Here is a 13,898-nt window from a genome sequence, read left to right as displayed (position 1 = left end):
TCTCCGAGGGGGACCCATGGCCAAGTTCATGACGGAGACGAAGAAGAGCGGCGGCGCACACCCCACAGGACATTCCGCCAGACATTCCGCCGGACACCCCAACGGGACCCATCCGCTCGACGGGCACGAGGCGGGGGTGATCCTGGAGCGGACCCGGACCTCGGTCGACCCCGAACTGCGCTCCGCCCTCGAGTCGCTGCCCGGCTCCATGCGCCGTATCGCGCTCTACCACTTCGGCTGGGAGCACGCGGACGGCGCCCCGGCGGCGGGCAACGCGGGCAAGGCCATCCGTCCCGCGCTCGTCCTCACCGCGGCAGCCGCGCTCGGCGGACCGGGGGCGCGGACGGCGGCTGTACGGGCGGCCGCGGCGGTGGAACTGGTCCACAACTTCACGCTGTTGCACGACGACGTGATGGACCGGGACACCACCCGGCGGCACCGGCCCACCGCGTGGACCGTGTTCGGCGACGCCGACGCGATCCTCGCCGGGGACACCCTCCAGGCGCTCGCCCTGCGGCTGCTCGCGCAGGATCCGCATCCGGCGTCCGCGCGGGCCGCCGCCCGGCTCGCGGACTGTGTCGTCGAGCTGTGCGCCGGCCAGCACGCGGACACGGCCCTGGAGCTGCGCCGCCCTGGCGAGGTCACCCTCGACGAGGCGCTCGCCATGGCCGAGGCCAAGACGGGCGCGCTGCTCGGATGCGCCTGCGCGCTGGGCGCGTTGTACGCGGGGGCACCGGAGGAGGACGTCGAGGCGCTGGACGCGTTCGGCCGTGAGGCGGGGCTCGCCTTCCAGCTCATCGACGACGTGATCGGCATATGGGGCGACCCGGGCAGCACCGGCAAGCCGGCCGGCGCCGACCTCGTCGCCCGCAAGAAGTCGCTGCCGGTGGTCGCCGCGCTCACCTCCGGCACACCGGCGGCCGACGAACTGGCCGAACTGTACGGCGTTCCGTACGAGGAGGGAGACCTGGAGCGGACGGTTCTCGCCGTGGAGCGGGCGGGCGGTCGTGACTGGGCGCAGGTCCAGGCCGCCGACCGTATGGCCCGTGCCATGCAGGAGCTGGCCCGCGCGGTGTCCGACCCGGAGGCGGCGGGCGGGTTGCTGGCGCTGGCGGAGTTCGTGACGCGGCGCAGCAGCTGAGGTCATCGAGACCCCGTCGCCAAGGCCCGGTCGCGACGGCCCGATCATCGGGACCGTCATCAAGACCCCGGAGCCGCCGGGGCCGTGCGGTCCTGACCCCGCGCGGTTGCCGGCGGCTCCGGTCGGGCGGATCCCGCGCATGCCCACGGTGTGCGGGCCTCGCCGGTTCGTCCCCGCCGACGCACGCCCGGTGCACCCTTCCGAAGGGCTCCCGACGGCCCCCTATCGAAGGCGCCCCTCCGGACAGGACCCTCTGGCGATAGGCTCAACGTCCATATGATCACGGTGCGTTGACGTGAAGGGGCGGAGCATGGGCGTGGCGATCCGGACGGCGAGTGCGGGCGACCGTGAGCTGGTCGTCCGACTGCTGGACCAAGCCTTCCTGGACGATCCGGTCAGCCGCTGGGTGTTCCCCGGCGACGAGTACCGCCGTAGGACGCACCACAGGCTGATGGCCGCGTTCACCGACGTCGTGCTCGCCGAGGGCCGTATCGACGTCACCGAGGACGGCACGGCCTGCGCGCTGTGGGTGTCGGTTCCGGCGGCGGACGACCACGGTCAGGGCGCCGACCAGGACACCGGCGAGGACGACGGCCCCGCCCGGGTGCGCGCCGCCGTCGATCCCGAGAACGAGCGCGTCGAACTCATCGGCCGGCTCGCCGCCGAGATCCACCCCTCGGGCCGCGCCCATGCCTACCTGTGGATGATCGGCGTGGCGCCCGAGCACCAGGGCGAGGGCATCGGCACCGCGCTCATCGCCTCGGTCCTCGACCGCTGCGACCGTGAAGGCCTGCCCGCATACCTCGAGGCCAGCAACGCCCGCAGCCGCAAGCTCTACGAGCGCCTCGGCTTCGAACCCACCGACCGCCCCCTCGACCTCCCGGACGGCCCGCAGATGTGGCCGATGTGGCGCGAGCCCCGCAACTGAGCCAGGCCCACCGGCCTGTCCTCCGGTTGACCTGGCCCCGGTTGACCTGGCCCTCCGGCTGACCTGCCCGTCCGGCTGACCTACGCCTCCGGCACCACCGTCGCCACGATCCGCTCCACCAGCCCGTCCGGCACGCTCACCCCGGGCAGTACGCCGTCCAGGACACCCGGCAGGGTCAGGTGCTCCAGGATCAACCCGAGCATCGCGAGGTAGAGCACGGTGACGGTCTCGTCGCCGCCGGGCAGCCCGGCGTCCCGGTGGAACTCCATGCCGTACTCCAGGTCCCCGCGCACCGACTTGGTGTAGGAGGCGAGTAGTCCGGGGCGGCGGGTGGCTTCGAGGCGCATCTCCAGGAGGGCGAGGTAGCCGGTGCGGTCGCCGGTCGCGCGGGTCATCAGGTCGTGCATGAAGGCGGTGACCAGTGACCGGTCTCGCGGCCCCCTCAGCAGTTCGCCCACCACTTCGGGGTCGGGTGCGAGCCGCACGTGCAGCCGGGCGTCGATCTGCCGCAGCAGGTCGTCGCGGCCGGTGAAGTAGTTCGAGGCCGTACCCACCGGCACCCCCGCCTCGGTGTCCACCGCGCGGAACGTCAGCCCGCGCGCCCCCTCGCGCGCGAGCACCTCGACCCCGGCGTCCACGAGCGCGGCACGGCGCTCCGGATTGCTGGCCATACGGAATCCCTTCTGCCACTTGATTCCGCGCCCGGAATCCGCCTGCAACCACTACATATGAAGTACTACAACTGTAGTTGTTCAGGGTCAGCCTACGAAAAGAGACCGGCTTGCGAAAGCTCAGCTACTTCATCGCCTGCTCCATCGACGGGTTCATCGGGGACCCGGCCGGCGACGCGTCGACCATGTACCGCTTCGTCGACGAGGAGTTCTTCGAGTTCCTCAGCATCGAGTATCCGGAGACCGTGGCGACCCCCGGCCGCCGGAACGTCGGCATCGACGACCGGCCGAACAAGAAGTTCGACACGATCATCCAGGGCCGCGCCAGCTACGACATCGCGCTGAAGGAGGGCATCACCAGCCCGTACGCCCACCTGCGCGAGTACGTCGCCTCGCGCACCCTCGAGGAGTCGCCGGACCCGAACGTCGAGATCATCGCCGACGACCTGGTCGGAAAGGTGCGCGCACTCAAGGCCGAGGACAGCGAGTTCGGCATCTACCTCTGCGGCGGCTCGGTGCTCGCGGGCGAACTGCTCGACGAGATCGACGAGCTCGTCATCAAGACGTACCCGATCGTGCTGGGCGCGGGCATGCCGATGTTCGGGTCCGGCTTCGCGGTCACCGACTTCGAGCTCGACTCGGTGCGCACCTTCGGGAACGGGGCGCTCGTGAGGTGGTACAGCAGGAAGCGCTGAGGCCCCGCTCGCCCTACTCTGAAGGCATGGACAGCGACGCACATGTCTGTCCCGCCTGCGGACAGCCCGTCGATACAGTCGTCCGGCGCCACAAGACGCTGGGCGCGTGGGTCCCGGTATGGGTGCCCGGCCCGTGCCGCAATCCGAAGTGCGAGGCGTACGTCGACAAGGCCGCGGAAGAGGCCGGAGCCGACGAGAAGCACCAGCACCGCACCCACGTCACGAAGAAGCCCTGAGCCGAGCGGAAGAATATCCGAGCCGAGTTGTCGAGAATCCCCGACCGGCTCCGACGTCCCCATGAGAGCCGCCCACCACGGGTGGCCCGAGGCGAAGACGCCGAAGACGCGAAGGAGCCAACTCATGAAGTACCTGGTCATGGTGCAGGGCACACAGCTGGACTACGAGGCGATGCGCGGCAAGGCTTCCCCGGGCTCGCCGGCCTGGAGCGAGCAGGAGATCCAGGCGATGTACGCCTACATGGAAGCGATCAACAACGACCTCTCCGAGACCGGCGAGTTCGTCGACGGACAGGGCCTGGCCGAGCCCGCGAAGATCCGCACGGTCACGCTCGGCGACGACGACAAGGCGTTGATCACCGATGGCCCGTACAGCGAGACCAAGGAGCTGATGGCCGGCTACTGGGTGCTGGAGTGCGAGAGCCTGGAACGGGTCACGGAGATCGCCGACCGCATCACCCGCTGCCCCCAGCCCGAGGGCGCCCCCAACTACCCCGTGGTGATCCGGCCCATCCTGGAAGGCGCCGGGGACATCTGCTGACCCGATCGTGAGCACCGGCCGCGAGACCGAGGACCTGCTGCGCCGCCACGCGCCGCAGGTCCTCGGCGCGCTGGTCAGGCGGTACGGCCATTTCGACGCCGCCGAGGACGCCGTACAGGAGGCACTCCTCGCGGCGGCCGGGCAGTGGCCCTCGGCAGGGGTACCGGACAACCCGCGCGGTTGGCTCATCAAGGTGGCCTCGCGGCGGCTGACCGACGCGCTGCGGTCGGAAGAGGCCCGGCGGGCGCGGGAGGAGAAGGCGGCGGCACTCACCCCGCGCGACGCGTTCGTCACCGGGGGAGGCGGCCCGGACCGGGCGCCCCGCGAGGACGACACCCTCTCCCTCCTCTTCCTGTGCTGCCACCCGGATCTGCCCCCGCCCGCGCAGATCGCGCTCACCCTGCGCGCGGTCGGCGGTCTCACGACGGCGGAGATCGCCCGCGCGTACCTGGTCCCCGAGGCGACCATGGCCCAGCGGATCAGCCGCGCCAAGCAGAAGGTGCGCGGCGTGCGCTTCGGGCGGCCGGACAACTGGGCCGAACGCCTGCCGGCCGTCCTGCAGACCCTCTACCTGATCTTCAACGAGGGCCATACGGCGACCTCGGGACCCTCCCTCCAGCGGCGCGACCTCGCCGGTGAGGCGATCCGTCTGACCCGCACGGTCCACCGTCTCCTCCCCGACGACGGCGAGGTGGCCGGCCTGCTGGCCCTGATGCTGCTCACCGACGCCCGCCGCGACGCCCGCAGCGGCCCGCACGGCGAACTGATCCCCCTCGACGAGCAGGACCGCGACCGCTGGGACAAGGCCGCGATCGAGGAGGGTGTCGCCCTGGTCACCCGCGCCCTGAGCAGCGGCCCCGCCGGCCCCTACCAGGTGCGGGCCGCCATCGCCGCGGTGCACGCCGAGGCGCCGACCGCCGAGGCGACCGACTGGCAGGAGATCCTCGGCCTGTACGACGTCCTCGTACAGCTCGTCCCCGGTCCCGTCGAGCGGCTGGGCCGCGCGATCGCCGTTGCCATGGTGCGGGGCCCGCAGGCCGGGCTCGCCGAACTGGACGCCCTGGAGGGCGAGCTGCGTACGGGCCACCGTCTGGACGCGGTCCGAGGGCATCTCCTGGAACGCGCAGGCTCGTACGACGACGCCCGCGCCGCCTACGAATCGGCCGCCGCCAAGACCCTGAGTCTGCCGGAACAGCGCTATCTGCAGGCGCGGGCGGCCCGCCTGAGGCCGTAACTTGATCGCATGACCGTCTCCACGCCCATCCTCCATCTCACCGAACGCTCCCTCTGGGAGGCGGCCCGCGCGCGGGGCACGTACGAGATGTCGACCCGCGGCCGCAACCTCCAGGAGGAGGGCTTCGTCCACTGCTCGACCCGCGCCCAGCTCCCGCGCACGGCGGCGGCCTTCTACGAGGGCGTCGAAGATCTCGTGGTTCTCGTCGTGGACCCCTCCCGCCTGGACGTGCCGGTGAAGTACGAGGCGGCGAAGCGCGGCGGCGAGGAGTTCCCGCATGTGTACGGGCCCATCCCGGTGGCCGCCGTGGTGGACGTGGAGGTGTGGGAACAGGCGTCGGACTAGGCAGGCAGTCCGCCGGTCCCCGGGTCACGGCCCGTCAGGCAGTACGTGCCGCCCGCCGGGTCCCGCATCACCGTCCAGTGGCGGCCGTGGGCGACGAGCTCCGCGCCGAGCCGCCGATGCTCCGCCTCGGTGTGCCCGATGTCCGCGCAGGCCAGGTCCAGGTGGGCGGAGAGGGGCCGTTCCTCGCCGAGCCGCTGGAGGAGGATACGGATCGGCAGCCCGGCCGGCGGCTTGACCACGTGGAACTCGGGGAGCGAACCGGGCAGGGACTGCCAGTCGGGCAACAGCGCACCCCAGAAGGCGGCTTCGGCGTCGTACGCGGACGGCGGAACGTCGACACACACCTGGTCGAGCCGGCTGCCCCGCACCACCGGCGGCCGCACCGACTCCCCGTTCCACGGCCCGGCACAGAACAACTGCCCGGCGGGCGACCGCAGGACAGCCCAGCTCGCATGCTCGGCAGCCATGGACGCCCCGCACTCCACCGCCGACTTCACGAACTCCGCCACGTCCTCCACGGCGAAGTCGAGATGCGCGCCGCCGGAGCCGTCCGCCACGCCCTGGATCTTCACACAGGCGTCGGCCCCCGCCGTCGGCACGAGGGTCGCGAACTCGCCCTGTTCACCCCGGGGATCGGACAGCCGCGTGTCCGTGACGGCCGTCCAGAACTCCCGGGCCCGGGCGAGGCCCTGGGCCGGCCGGTCGATGAAGGCGTACGTCCAGCGGATGCTCATACGGTGATCGTAGGCGGGGACGGCGTCCGGGGCGGCGGCGGGAGGCTCGGCACACACGACGGGACACGTCCACACGTCCTTCAGTCATGGGAGGGCCCACACGGCGAAGGGGCCCGGCCGGAGTGTCCGGTCGAGCCCCTTCGAGGTGCCCGTTGACCTGCGATGGTGCACCGATCGCCGGTCCGGGAGGCCGATTTGGTGGTCAGGCCTTCTTGGTCTCCCAGAAGATCTTGTCGATCTGGGCGATGTAGTCCAGCGCCTTCTGGCCGGTGGCCGGGTCGGTCGACGCCTTGGCGGCCGAGAGGGCCTTCAGCGTGTCGTTCACCAGCTGGTGCAGCTCCGGGTACTTCTCGAAGTGCGGGGGCTTGAAGTAGTCGCTCCACAGCACGGAGACGTGGTGCTTCGCCAGCTCGGCGCGCTGCTCCTTGATGACGGTGGCGCGCGCCTGGAAGTGCGGGTCGTCGTTGGCGGCCATTTTTTCCTGGACAGCCTTGACCGACTCCGCCTCGATGCGGGCCTGGGCCGGGTCGTACACGCCGCAGGGCAGGTCGCAGTGGGCGCTGACCTTGACCTTGGGGGCGAACAGGCGGGAAAGCATGCGCAATCCTTCCTCGTGATCGTCTTCTCAGGTGCGACATTACTCCCCGAGGGAAGGGATTTCGCGAGTGCCCCCTTGGGCTTAGGACAAAAGTCCGGGGTCAGACTGAGACTGGTGGAGGAACGGACCGGGGAGGTGCCGGCGATGCCGGAGCTGTCGCAGGAGACCGAGCGCAGGGGGGCCGTACTGCCTTTCGGGCTGGCCGAAGTGACCGGGCCGTCCATGGTGCCCACGCTCAGTCACGGGGATCAGCTCGTCGTGCAATGGGGGGCCCGGGTCAGGCCCGGTGACGTGGTCGTCCTGCGCCATCCGTTCCAGCAGGACCTGCTCGTCGTCAAGCGGGCCGCGCAGCGGCGCGAGGGCGGCTGGTGGGTGCTCGGAGACAACGCGTACGCCGGCGGCGACAGCACCGACTACGGGACCGTGCCCGACGAACTGGTGCTCGGCAAGGTCCGCTTCCGCTACCGGCCGCGCAGGCCGGATCAGCGCTCGCCGCTCGCCGCGGTGCGCTGGGCACTGTCGGCCGCGAGGCCGGTCTTCTCCGACCGGTCGGCCTCCAGGCGCTTGCGGGCGCGGTAGGCCGCCACGTTGGCGCGGGTGGCGCAGCGGTCGGAGCAGTAGCGCCGGGAGCGGTTCGTGGACGTGTCGAGGTAGGCGTTGCGGCACGGCGCGGCCTCGCACAGGCCGAGGCGGTCGACGCCGTACTCCGTGAGGTGGAAGGCGAGGCCCATCGCCGCTATGGCCGCGTAGCCCGCGGTCGCGTTCGACGGGTGGTCCGCCAGGTGCATGTGCCACAGCGGGTGGCCTTCGTCGTCCCGGTAGTCGTGGCCGGAGATCTGCGGGCTCACCGGGAACTCCAGCAGGAGTGAGTTCAGCAGATCCACGGCCAGGGTCTCGCTGCCGGCGTCCGCCGCCTCGAAGACCGCCCGCAGCCGGGCCCGTACGCCCCGGAAGCGAGTGACGTCCGCGTCCGTGGCGCGCCGGGCCACCCCCTCGTTGCCCCCGAAGAGGTCGTGGATCGCCTCGACCGAGGTGAGCGCGTCCCTGCCCCGGGCCGGTTCCTCGCTGTTGACGAGTCGTACGGCGTAGTCCGAGTAATAGGCCAGTTCCACTTGTAGTCCTTACGGAGGCGTTCTATGGTCGTGTGGCGGACGGGGTAACAGCCGTTCTTGCATCCAGGGTATTACGTCAGGTGTGCGACGGAGGGGCTCGATGACGGACACGAACACCACCACGGCCGGTACCGACTGGCAGGCCTGGCAGCAGAGCTGGGACCGGCAGCAGGAGTGGTACATGCCCGACCGGGAGGAACGCTTCCGGATCATGCTGGACATGGTCGAGGCCCTCGTCGGCACAGCCCCGCGCGTCCTGGACCTCGCGTGCGGCACGGGAAGCATCACGGCCCGGCTCCTCGCTCGCTTCCCCGAGGCGACCAGCATCGGCGTCGACCTCGACCCGGCGCTCCTCGCCATCGCCCGGGGCACCTTCGCGGGCGACGAGCGGGTCACCTTCGTCACCGCCGACCTCAAGGACCCGGACTGGCCGTCGAGGCTGCCGCACGACTCGTACGACGCCGTCCTGACCGCCACGGCCCTGCACTGGCTGCACAGCGACCCCCTCGCGGCCCTCTACGGTCAGATCGCGGAACTCGTCCGCGACGGCGGTGTCTTCATGAACGCGGACCACATGATCGACGACACCACGCCCCGGATCAACGCGGCAGAGCGGGCGCAGCGGCACACGGCCATGGAACACGCCAAGGCCGACGGCGCCCTGGACTGGTCCCAGTGGTGGCAGCTCGCCGCCAAGGACCCGGTCCTCGCCGGTCCGACGGCCCGGCGCTTCGAGATCTACGGCGAGCACGCCGACGGCGACATGCCGTCCGTCGCCTGGCACGCGCGCGTGCTGCGTGAGAAGGGCTTCGGCGAGGCCCGTCCGGTGTGGTGCTCGCCCTCGGACACGCTGCTGCTGGCGCTGAAGTAGTGCCGGAGCATACGGAAAAGGGGCGGTACGGGAGACCCGTACCGCCCCTTCGTCCGGCTGCTACAGCACCTTCGACAGGAACGCCTGTGTCCGTTCGTGCCGGGGGTTGGTCAGCACCTCGCGCGGGTGACCGGACTCGACGACCACGCCGTCATCCATGAAGACCAGCGAATCGCCGACTTCACGCGCGAAGCCCATCTCGTGCGTGACGACGATCATCGTCATGCCGTCCTCCGCGAGGTCACGCATGACGTCCAGGACCTCGCCGACCAGCTCCGGGTCCAGGGCCGAGGTCGGCTCGTCGAAGAGCATCAGCTTCGGCTCCATCGCCAGGGCGCGGGCGATGGCGACGCGCTGCTGCTGACCGCCGGAGAGCCGGGCGGGGTAGTGGTCCTTGTGCTCGGCGAGGCCGACCCGGTCGAGGAGCCGCGCCGCCCGCTCCCGGGCGACGGCCTTGGACTCGCCCTTGACCTGGACGGGCGCCTCCACGATGTTCTCCAGCGCCGTCATGTGCGGGAAGAGGTTGAAGCGCTGGAACACCATGCCGATGTCCCGCCGCTGCGCCGCCACCTCCTTCTCCTTCAGCTCGTAGAGCTTGTCGCCGCTCTGCCGGTAGCCGACCAGCCTGCCGTCGACGGACAGCCGGCCGGCGCTGATCTTCTCCAGGTGGTTGATGCACCGCAGGAAGGTGGACTTGCCGGACCCGGACGGGCCGATCAGGCAGAACACTTCGCGCGGGTTCACCTCCAGGTCAATGCCCTTGAGGATGTGCGCGAGCCCGAAGGACTTGTGCACGCCCTCGGCCTTGACCATGGGATGGCCGCCGGTGCTCGGGACGCTGTCCTTGATGAGATTGCTCATCGGGTCACCTCCGGGCGGCGGAACGAACCGAACAGGCGGAGGTTCTTCCGCAGGCGCTGCAGCGGGGTCAGCGGCAGGGTGCGCATCGAGCCGCGGGCGTAGCGGCGCTCCAGGTAGTACTGGCCGACGCTGAACACGCTGGTCAGGATCAGGTACCAGATCGACGCCACGAAATACATCTCGACGACCGCGAGCGTGGTGCTGGAGACGTCCTGGGCCCGTTTGATGAGCTCGTTGAACTGGACCGCGTAGGCGAGCGACGAGGTCTTCAGCATGTTGATGTACTCGTTGCCGGTCGGCGGCACGATCACGCGCATGGCCTGCGGGAGGACCACGCGTCGCAGCGTCTTGCCCTGGGTCATGCCCAGCGCGTGCGAGGCCTCCGTCTGCCCTTCGTCGACCGACTGGATGCCGGCCCGGACGATCTCGGACATGTACGCGGCCTCGTTCAGGCCGAGACCGAGCAGCGCCGCCAGGAACGGCGTCATCACGTCGTTCATCTCGTCCTTGTAGAACCCCAGGTTGAGCATGGGGAACACGAGCGCGATGTTGTACCAGAGCAGGAGCTGAACCAGCACCGGCGTGCCGCGGAAGAACCAGATGTAGAGCCAGGACACCGTGCTGGTGACCGGGTTCGACGACATCCGCATCACCGCGAGGATCACACCGAGGACGAGTCCGACCACCATGGCGAGCACGGAGATGTACAGCGTGTGCCAGACGCCGGACAGGATCAGGTCGTCCGTGAGGTAGTCCGGGATGATGTCGTAGTTGATCTTCGCGTTGGAGAACGCGATTCCGATCAGCACCAGGACGGCGATGACCGCCGCAGCGGCCACATAGCGGCCGTAGTGGCGCACCGGGATGGCCTTGATCTGCTCCGGCGGCACCGACGGCGTCGGTGCCTTGTCGACAATGTCAGTCACAGTGACTGCCCTTCAGTGGTGCGTCAGGCAGGTCAGGAGCCGCCGTTGATCTTGGCCTCGGTCACGGCGCCGTCCTTGACGTTCCACTTCTCCATGATCTTGGTGTACTCGCCGTTCTTGATGATCGCGTTCATGGCCGCCTGGAGGGCGTCACGCAGCTGGGTGTTCTCCTTGCTGACGCCGATGCCGTACGGGCCGGCCTCGATCTGGTCGCCGACCACCTCGAAGTCGTTGCCGCCGCCCGAGGTCTTCGCGTTGTAGGCCGCGACCGGGAAGTCGTTCAGGTCGGCGACGGACGCGCCCTGCTTGAGGCGGAGCAGCGCCTCGGGGTCGGTGTCGAAGGTCTGCAGCTTGATGGCCTTCTTGCCGTCCTGTGTGCACTTCTTGCTCTGCGCCTTGGCGATGCCCTCGGACGTCGTGCCCTGCTGCAGCGCCACGGTCTGGCCGCAGAGGTCGTCCAGGGACTTGATGCCCTTGGGGTTGCCCTTCTGGACAAGGATCGAGGTGCCGGCAGTGAAGTAGTCGACGAAGTCGATGCCGTTGCCGACCTTCTTGCCGGTGTCCGAGTCGATGCCCTGCTGGCGGTCCTTCGTGTCGTTCATCGCCGACATGATCACGTTGAAGCGGTTGGACTGCAGACCGACGATGAGCTGCGCGAACTTGCCGTTCTGGAACTGGAACTTCACGCCGAGCTGCTTGCCGAGAGCCTCCGCGAGGTCCGGGTCGATACCGACGGCCTTGCCGCTCTCCATGTACTCGACCGGCGGGTAGGCGATGTCGGAGCCGACCTTGACGACGCCCGCGTCACGAATCTCCTTCGGCAGCTTGTCGGCCAGCGGGGCGGCGCTCGCCGAGGTGGTGTCGGTGCTGTCCGAGCCGCTGTCGTCGGTCTGGTCACCGCAGCCGGCGAGCAGCAGCGTGCCTGCGACCGCGATCGCACCGACCGCTGCTAGCCGGTGGTGCGCGGCGGTCGTACGACGGGTGGAGCTTGCGGTCATGGTGGGTTCCTCCGGCGGATGGGTGGAGTTGCCGATGGGGCGGGCAGCTGTCGATGGGTTCGGCAGGTGCCGGTGGACCTCGGCTGGCGCTTGGGTCCTGGGTCGACGAGAGCACACGTCTTCGAGTGTCGCGACCTCGTGTGATGACCGCATCTTGCCATTCGGACTGCGGCAATCAGGGGGGCGGTCATGTCAAAATCGGATAACGGGCGACCCCCGAACCACACCAGGTCGGTACATCCTGACCGCACCATCTGCGGAAATCCGCACTTCCGACCGCAAGATCTTCGGTTGATCTCGGGACGCGGGCTGCGGGTCGGCGCAGGTGGGGGCCTGTTGAGCGCCCTTCGAGCGCCCGTCAAGCCGATCTTGGGAGGTTGTGCCGGAATGTCCCATGATTCATGTCACCGGTAAGGGGATGCTTAGGTTCCGCCGTGTGACCTTGGACGTATTGGGCTCGTCCTCGGTGCGGTCCGTCCGGTAAGAAGGTTCTTTACACCCCTCATCCGGGGCTCAGGGCGCGTGTGCGGCGCGCCCGTCGCGTATGGCTCGTACGTACCCCGTGCGGTTGCAGCACCACCAGGGCTGTACGCGGTGCCCGCCCACTTCTCAACCAGGAGTGGCCACCCTCAAACCATGAAGACCTAAGGGGTAAGACAAAGTGGCAGCGGAGATCGTCAATCCTCGCAGCGACAGCAATACGGACCAGGAAGGCGGGGCCGAGCCCCTCGATTCCTTCGATCCGGCGTTCGCGCTGCATCGCGGCGGCAAGATGGCCGTGCAGGCCACCGTGCCGGTCCGTGACAAGGACGACCTGTCCCTGGCGTACACGCCCGGCGTCGCGAAAGTGTGCAGCGCGATCGCCGAGCAGCCCGACCTCGTCCACGACTACACGTGGAAGTCGTCGGTCGTCGCCGTGGTGACGGACGGTACGGCGGTGCTCGGACTCGGCGACATCGGTCCCGAGGCCTCCCTCCCAGTGATGGAGGGCAAGGCGATCCTGTTCAAGCAGTTCGGCGGCGTGGACGCGGTGCCGATCGCTCTGAACTGCACGGGCGTGGACGAGATCGTCGAGACCGTGGTCCGGCTCTCGCCGTCCTTCGGCGGGATCAACCTGGAGGACATCTCCGCGCCGCGGTGCTTCGAGATCGAGCGCAAGCTCCAGGAGCAGCTGGACATCCCGGTCTTCCACGACGACCAGCACGGTACGGCGGTCGTGACGCTGGCGGCGCTGCGGAACGCGGCGAAGCTGACCGGTCGTGGGATCGGTGAGCTGCGGGCCGTCATCTCGGGTGCCGGCGCGGCTGGTGTCGCCATCGCGAAGATGCTGGTCGAGGCCGGCATCGGGGACGTCGCGGTCGCGGACCGCAAGGGGATCGTGTCGGGTGACCGTGACGACTTGACCTCGGTCAAGCGGGAGCTGGCCTCGTTCACGAACAAGGCGGGCATCACGGGTTCGCTGGAGGCCGCCCTGGAGGGCGCCGACGTCTTCATCGGGGTGTCCGGCGGTACGGTGCCGGAGCCGGCGGTGGCCTCCATGGCCGAGGGCGCCTTCGTCTTCGCCATGGCCAACCCGAATCCCGAGGTCCACCCCGATGTCGCGCACAAGTACGCGGCCGTCGTGGCGACCGGGCGGTCGGACTTCCCGAACCAGATCAACAACGTGCTGGCGTTTCCCGGGATCTTCGCCGGGGCGCTGCAGGTGCGGGCCTCCCGGATCACCGAGGGCATGAAGCTCGCGGCCGCTGAGGCGCTGGCGTCGGTGGTCGGCGATGACCTTGCCGCGGATTACGTGATTCCGTCGCCGTTCGACGAGCGGGTTGCTCCGGCGGTGACTGCGGCGGTGGCTGCGGCCGCGCGGGCGGAGGGTGTCGCTCGGCGCTGAGGTTTGGCGTGCTGTGGCCCCAGTGGCCCCGTCCGGTTGGGCGGGGCCATTTTTTTACCTGGTTGTGCGGCTGTTCGGGTGGTTGGGGCGTGCGTGGTGCGCCTGCGGGTGCGTTGGGGGTC

The 13,898-nt window shown here is 69.7% G+C and carries 17 protein-coding genes; 10 read left to right on the top strand and 7 right to left on the bottom strand.

Annotation, left to right across the window (positions count from 1 at the left end; genetic code table 11):
- Positions 1–28: 28 nt before the first annotated feature.
- A complete protein-coding gene (locus tag ACFYO2_RS09655) occupies positions 29–1,141 on the top strand; it encodes a family 2 encapsulin nanocompartment cargo protein polyprenyl transferase (protein WP_388347548.1) in 1,113 nt (370 codons plus the stop codon).
- 310 nt (positions 1,142–1,451) lie between these two features.
- A complete protein-coding gene (locus ACFYO2_RS09650) occupies positions 1,452–2,069 on the top strand; it encodes a GNAT family N-acetyltransferase (RefSeq protein WP_388346541.1) in 618 nt (205 codons plus the stop codon).
- Between the two features lie 80 nt (positions 2,070–2,149).
- Here the strand turns inward: ACFYO2_RS09650 and ACFYO2_RS09645 are convergent, their stop codons facing one another.
- Positions 2,150–2,740: a TetR/AcrR family transcriptional regulator gene (locus tag ACFYO2_RS09645; RefSeq protein ID WP_388346539.1), complete on the bottom strand. Its 591-nt coding sequence runs from the start codon at positions 2,738–2,740 to the stop codon at positions 2,150–2,152.
- 110 nt (positions 2,741–2,850) lie between these two features.
- On the opposite strand from ACFYO2_RS09645, the gene ACFYO2_RS09640 reads away from it, so the two are divergent.
- From ACFYO2_RS09640 to ACFYO2_RS09620, 5 genes are all read left to right on the top strand, one after another.
- A complete protein-coding gene (locus tag ACFYO2_RS09640) occupies positions 2,851–3,435 on the top strand; it encodes a dihydrofolate reductase family protein (protein WP_388346536.1) in 585 nt (194 codons plus the stop codon).
- Positions 3,436–3,461: 26 nt separating this feature from the next.
- Complete coding sequence (locus ACFYO2_RS09635) at positions 3,462–3,671, top strand: hypothetical protein (protein WP_388346533.1); 210 nt, start codon at positions 3,462–3,464, stop codon at positions 3,669–3,671.
- Between the two features lie 124 nt (positions 3,672–3,795).
- The gene (locus ACFYO2_RS09630) at positions 3,796–4,212 is read left to right on the top strand and encodes a YciI family protein (RefSeq protein WP_388346531.1); all 417 of its coding nucleotides are present in this window, start codon (positions 3,796–3,798) and stop codon (positions 4,210–4,212) included.
- Positions 4,213–4,219: 7 nt separating this feature from the next.
- Positions 4,220–5,446 carry an RNA polymerase sigma factor gene (locus ACFYO2_RS09625; RefSeq protein ID WP_388346529.1) on the top strand — a complete coding sequence of 409 codons (1,227 nt, stop codon included), beginning with the start codon at positions 4,220–4,222 and terminating at the stop codon, positions 5,444–5,446.
- A gap of 9 nt (positions 5,447–5,455) precedes the next feature.
- Positions 5,456–5,791 carry a DUF952 domain-containing protein gene (locus tag ACFYO2_RS09620; RefSeq protein WP_388346526.1) on the top strand — a complete coding sequence of 112 codons (336 nt, stop codon included), beginning with the start codon at positions 5,456–5,458 and terminating at the stop codon, positions 5,789–5,791.
- Here the strand turns inward: ACFYO2_RS09620 and ACFYO2_RS09615 are convergent.
- Both ACFYO2_RS09615 and sodN read right to left on the bottom strand, forming a co-directional pair.
- A complete protein-coding gene (locus ACFYO2_RS09615; RefSeq protein ID WP_388346523.1) occupies positions 5,788–6,525 on the bottom strand; it encodes a VOC family protein in 738 nt (245 codons plus the stop codon). The two genes, ACFYO2_RS09620 and ACFYO2_RS09615, sit on opposite strands and share 4 nt — an antisense overlap.
- A 202-nt stretch (positions 6,526–6,727) precedes the next feature.
- Positions 6,728–7,123: a superoxide dismutase, Ni gene (gene sodN / locus ACFYO2_RS09610; protein WP_020136639.1), complete on the bottom strand. Its 396-nt coding sequence runs from the start codon at positions 7,121–7,123 to the stop codon at positions 6,728–6,730.
- Between the two features lie 144 nt (positions 7,124–7,267).
- On the opposite strand from sodN, the gene sodX reads away from it, so the two are divergent.
- Positions 7,268–7,702 carry a nickel-type superoxide dismutase maturation protease gene (gene sodX / locus ACFYO2_RS09605; protein WP_388347546.1) on the top strand — a complete coding sequence of 145 codons (435 nt, stop codon included), beginning with the start codon at positions 7,268–7,270 and terminating at the stop codon, positions 7,700–7,702.
- Here the strand turns inward: sodX and ACFYO2_RS09600 are convergent.
- The gene (locus tag ACFYO2_RS09600) at positions 7,606–8,235 is read right to left on the bottom strand and encodes a CGNR zinc finger domain-containing protein (protein WP_388346521.1); all 630 of its coding nucleotides are present in this window, start codon (positions 8,233–8,235) and stop codon (positions 7,606–7,608) included. The two genes, sodX and ACFYO2_RS09600, sit on opposite strands and share 97 nt — an antisense overlap.
- Positions 8,236–8,335: 100 nt before the next feature.
- Between ACFYO2_RS09600 and ACFYO2_RS09595 the strand changes: the two genes are divergently transcribed.
- Positions 8,336–9,106: a class I SAM-dependent methyltransferase gene (locus ACFYO2_RS09595; protein WP_388346518.1), complete on the top strand. Its 771-nt coding sequence runs from the start codon at positions 8,336–8,338 to the stop codon at positions 9,104–9,106.
- A gap of 60 nt (positions 9,107–9,166) precedes the next feature.
- On the opposite strand, the gene ACFYO2_RS09590 is transcribed toward ACFYO2_RS09595, so the two are convergent.
- The 3 genes from ACFYO2_RS09590 to ACFYO2_RS09580 are packed head-to-tail and all read right to left on the bottom strand — an operon-like array spanning position 9,167 to position 11,891.
- Entirely contained in the window at positions 9,167–9,967 is an 801-nt protein-coding gene (locus tag ACFYO2_RS09590) for an amino acid ABC transporter ATP-binding protein (protein WP_388346515.1), read from the bottom strand.
- Positions 9,964–10,893 (bottom strand): amino acid ABC transporter permease, encoded by a 930-nt coding sequence (locus ACFYO2_RS09585; RefSeq protein WP_388346512.1) that lies wholly within the window; start codon positions 10,891–10,893, stop codon positions 9,964–9,966. Before ACFYO2_RS09585 ends, ACFYO2_RS09590 begins: the two co-directional genes overlap by 4 nt.
- A 32-nt stretch (positions 10,894–10,925) precedes the next feature.
- Positions 10,926–11,891 (bottom strand): ABC transporter substrate-binding protein, encoded by a 966-nt coding sequence (locus ACFYO2_RS09580; protein WP_388346510.1) that lies wholly within the window; start codon positions 11,889–11,891, stop codon positions 10,926–10,928.
- A gap of 661 nt (positions 11,892–12,552) precedes the next feature.
- On the opposite strand from ACFYO2_RS09580, the gene ACFYO2_RS09575 reads away from it, so the two are divergent.
- Complete coding sequence (locus tag ACFYO2_RS09575) at positions 12,553–13,776, top strand: NADP-dependent malic enzyme (protein ID WP_388346507.1); 1,224 nt, start codon at positions 12,553–12,555, stop codon at positions 13,774–13,776.
- The last annotated feature ends 122 nt before the right edge of the window (positions 13,777–13,898 follow it).

This window comes from Streptomyces sp. NPDC006602, assembly GCF_042870385.1.
Lineage (GTDB): Bacteria > Actinomycetota > Actinomycetes > Streptomycetales > Streptomycetaceae > Streptomyces.
This window is presented reverse-complemented; position numbering and strand designations above follow the sequence as displayed.

What these genes read in the sequence shown, in the direction of transcription:
- ACFYO2_RS09655 (WP_388347548.1), top strand. Translation starts at nt 29, where the DNA reads ATGACGGAGACGAAGAAGAGCGGCGGCGCACACCCCACAGGACATTCC.
- ACFYO2_RS09650 (WP_388346541.1), top strand. Translation starts at nt 1,452, where the DNA reads ATGGGCGTGGCGATCCGGACGGCGAGTGCGGGCGACCGTGAGCTGGTC.
- ACFYO2_RS09645 (WP_388346539.1), bottom strand. Translation starts at nt 2,740, where the DNA reads ATGGCCAGCAATCCGGAGCGCCGTGCCGCGCTCGTGGACGCCGGGGTC.
- ACFYO2_RS09635 (WP_388346533.1), top strand. Translation starts at nt 3,462, where the DNA reads ATGGACAGCGACGCACATGTCTGTCCCGCCTGCGGACAGCCCGTCGAT.
- ACFYO2_RS09630 (WP_388346531.1), top strand. Translation starts at nt 3,796, where the DNA reads ATGAAGTACCTGGTCATGGTGCAGGGCACACAGCTGGACTACGAGGCG.
- ACFYO2_RS09620 (WP_388346526.1), top strand. Translation starts at nt 5,456, where the DNA reads ATGACCGTCTCCACGCCCATCCTCCATCTCACCGAACGCTCCCTCTGG.
- ACFYO2_RS09615 (WP_388346523.1), bottom strand. Translation starts at nt 6,525, where the DNA reads ATGAGCATCCGCTGGACGTACGCCTTCATCGACCGGCCGGCCCAGGGC.
- sodN (WP_020136639.1), bottom strand. Translation starts at nt 7,123, where the DNA reads ATGCTTTCCCGCCTGTTCGCCCCCAAGGTCAAGGTCAGCGCCCACTGC.
- sodX (WP_388347546.1), top strand. Translation starts at nt 7,268, where the DNA reads ATGCCGGAGCTGTCGCAGGAGACCGAGCGCAGGGGGGCCGTACTGCCT.
- ACFYO2_RS09595 (WP_388346518.1), top strand. Translation starts at nt 8,336, where the DNA reads ATGACGGACACGAACACCACCACGGCCGGTACCGACTGGCAGGCCTGG.
- ACFYO2_RS09590 (WP_388346515.1), bottom strand. Translation starts at nt 9,967, where the DNA reads ATGAGCAATCTCATCAAGGACAGCGTCCCGAGCACCGGCGGCCATCCC.
- ACFYO2_RS09580 (WP_388346510.1), bottom strand. Translation starts at nt 11,891, where the DNA reads ATGACCGCAAGCTCCACCCGTCGTACGACCGCCGCGCACCACCGGCTA.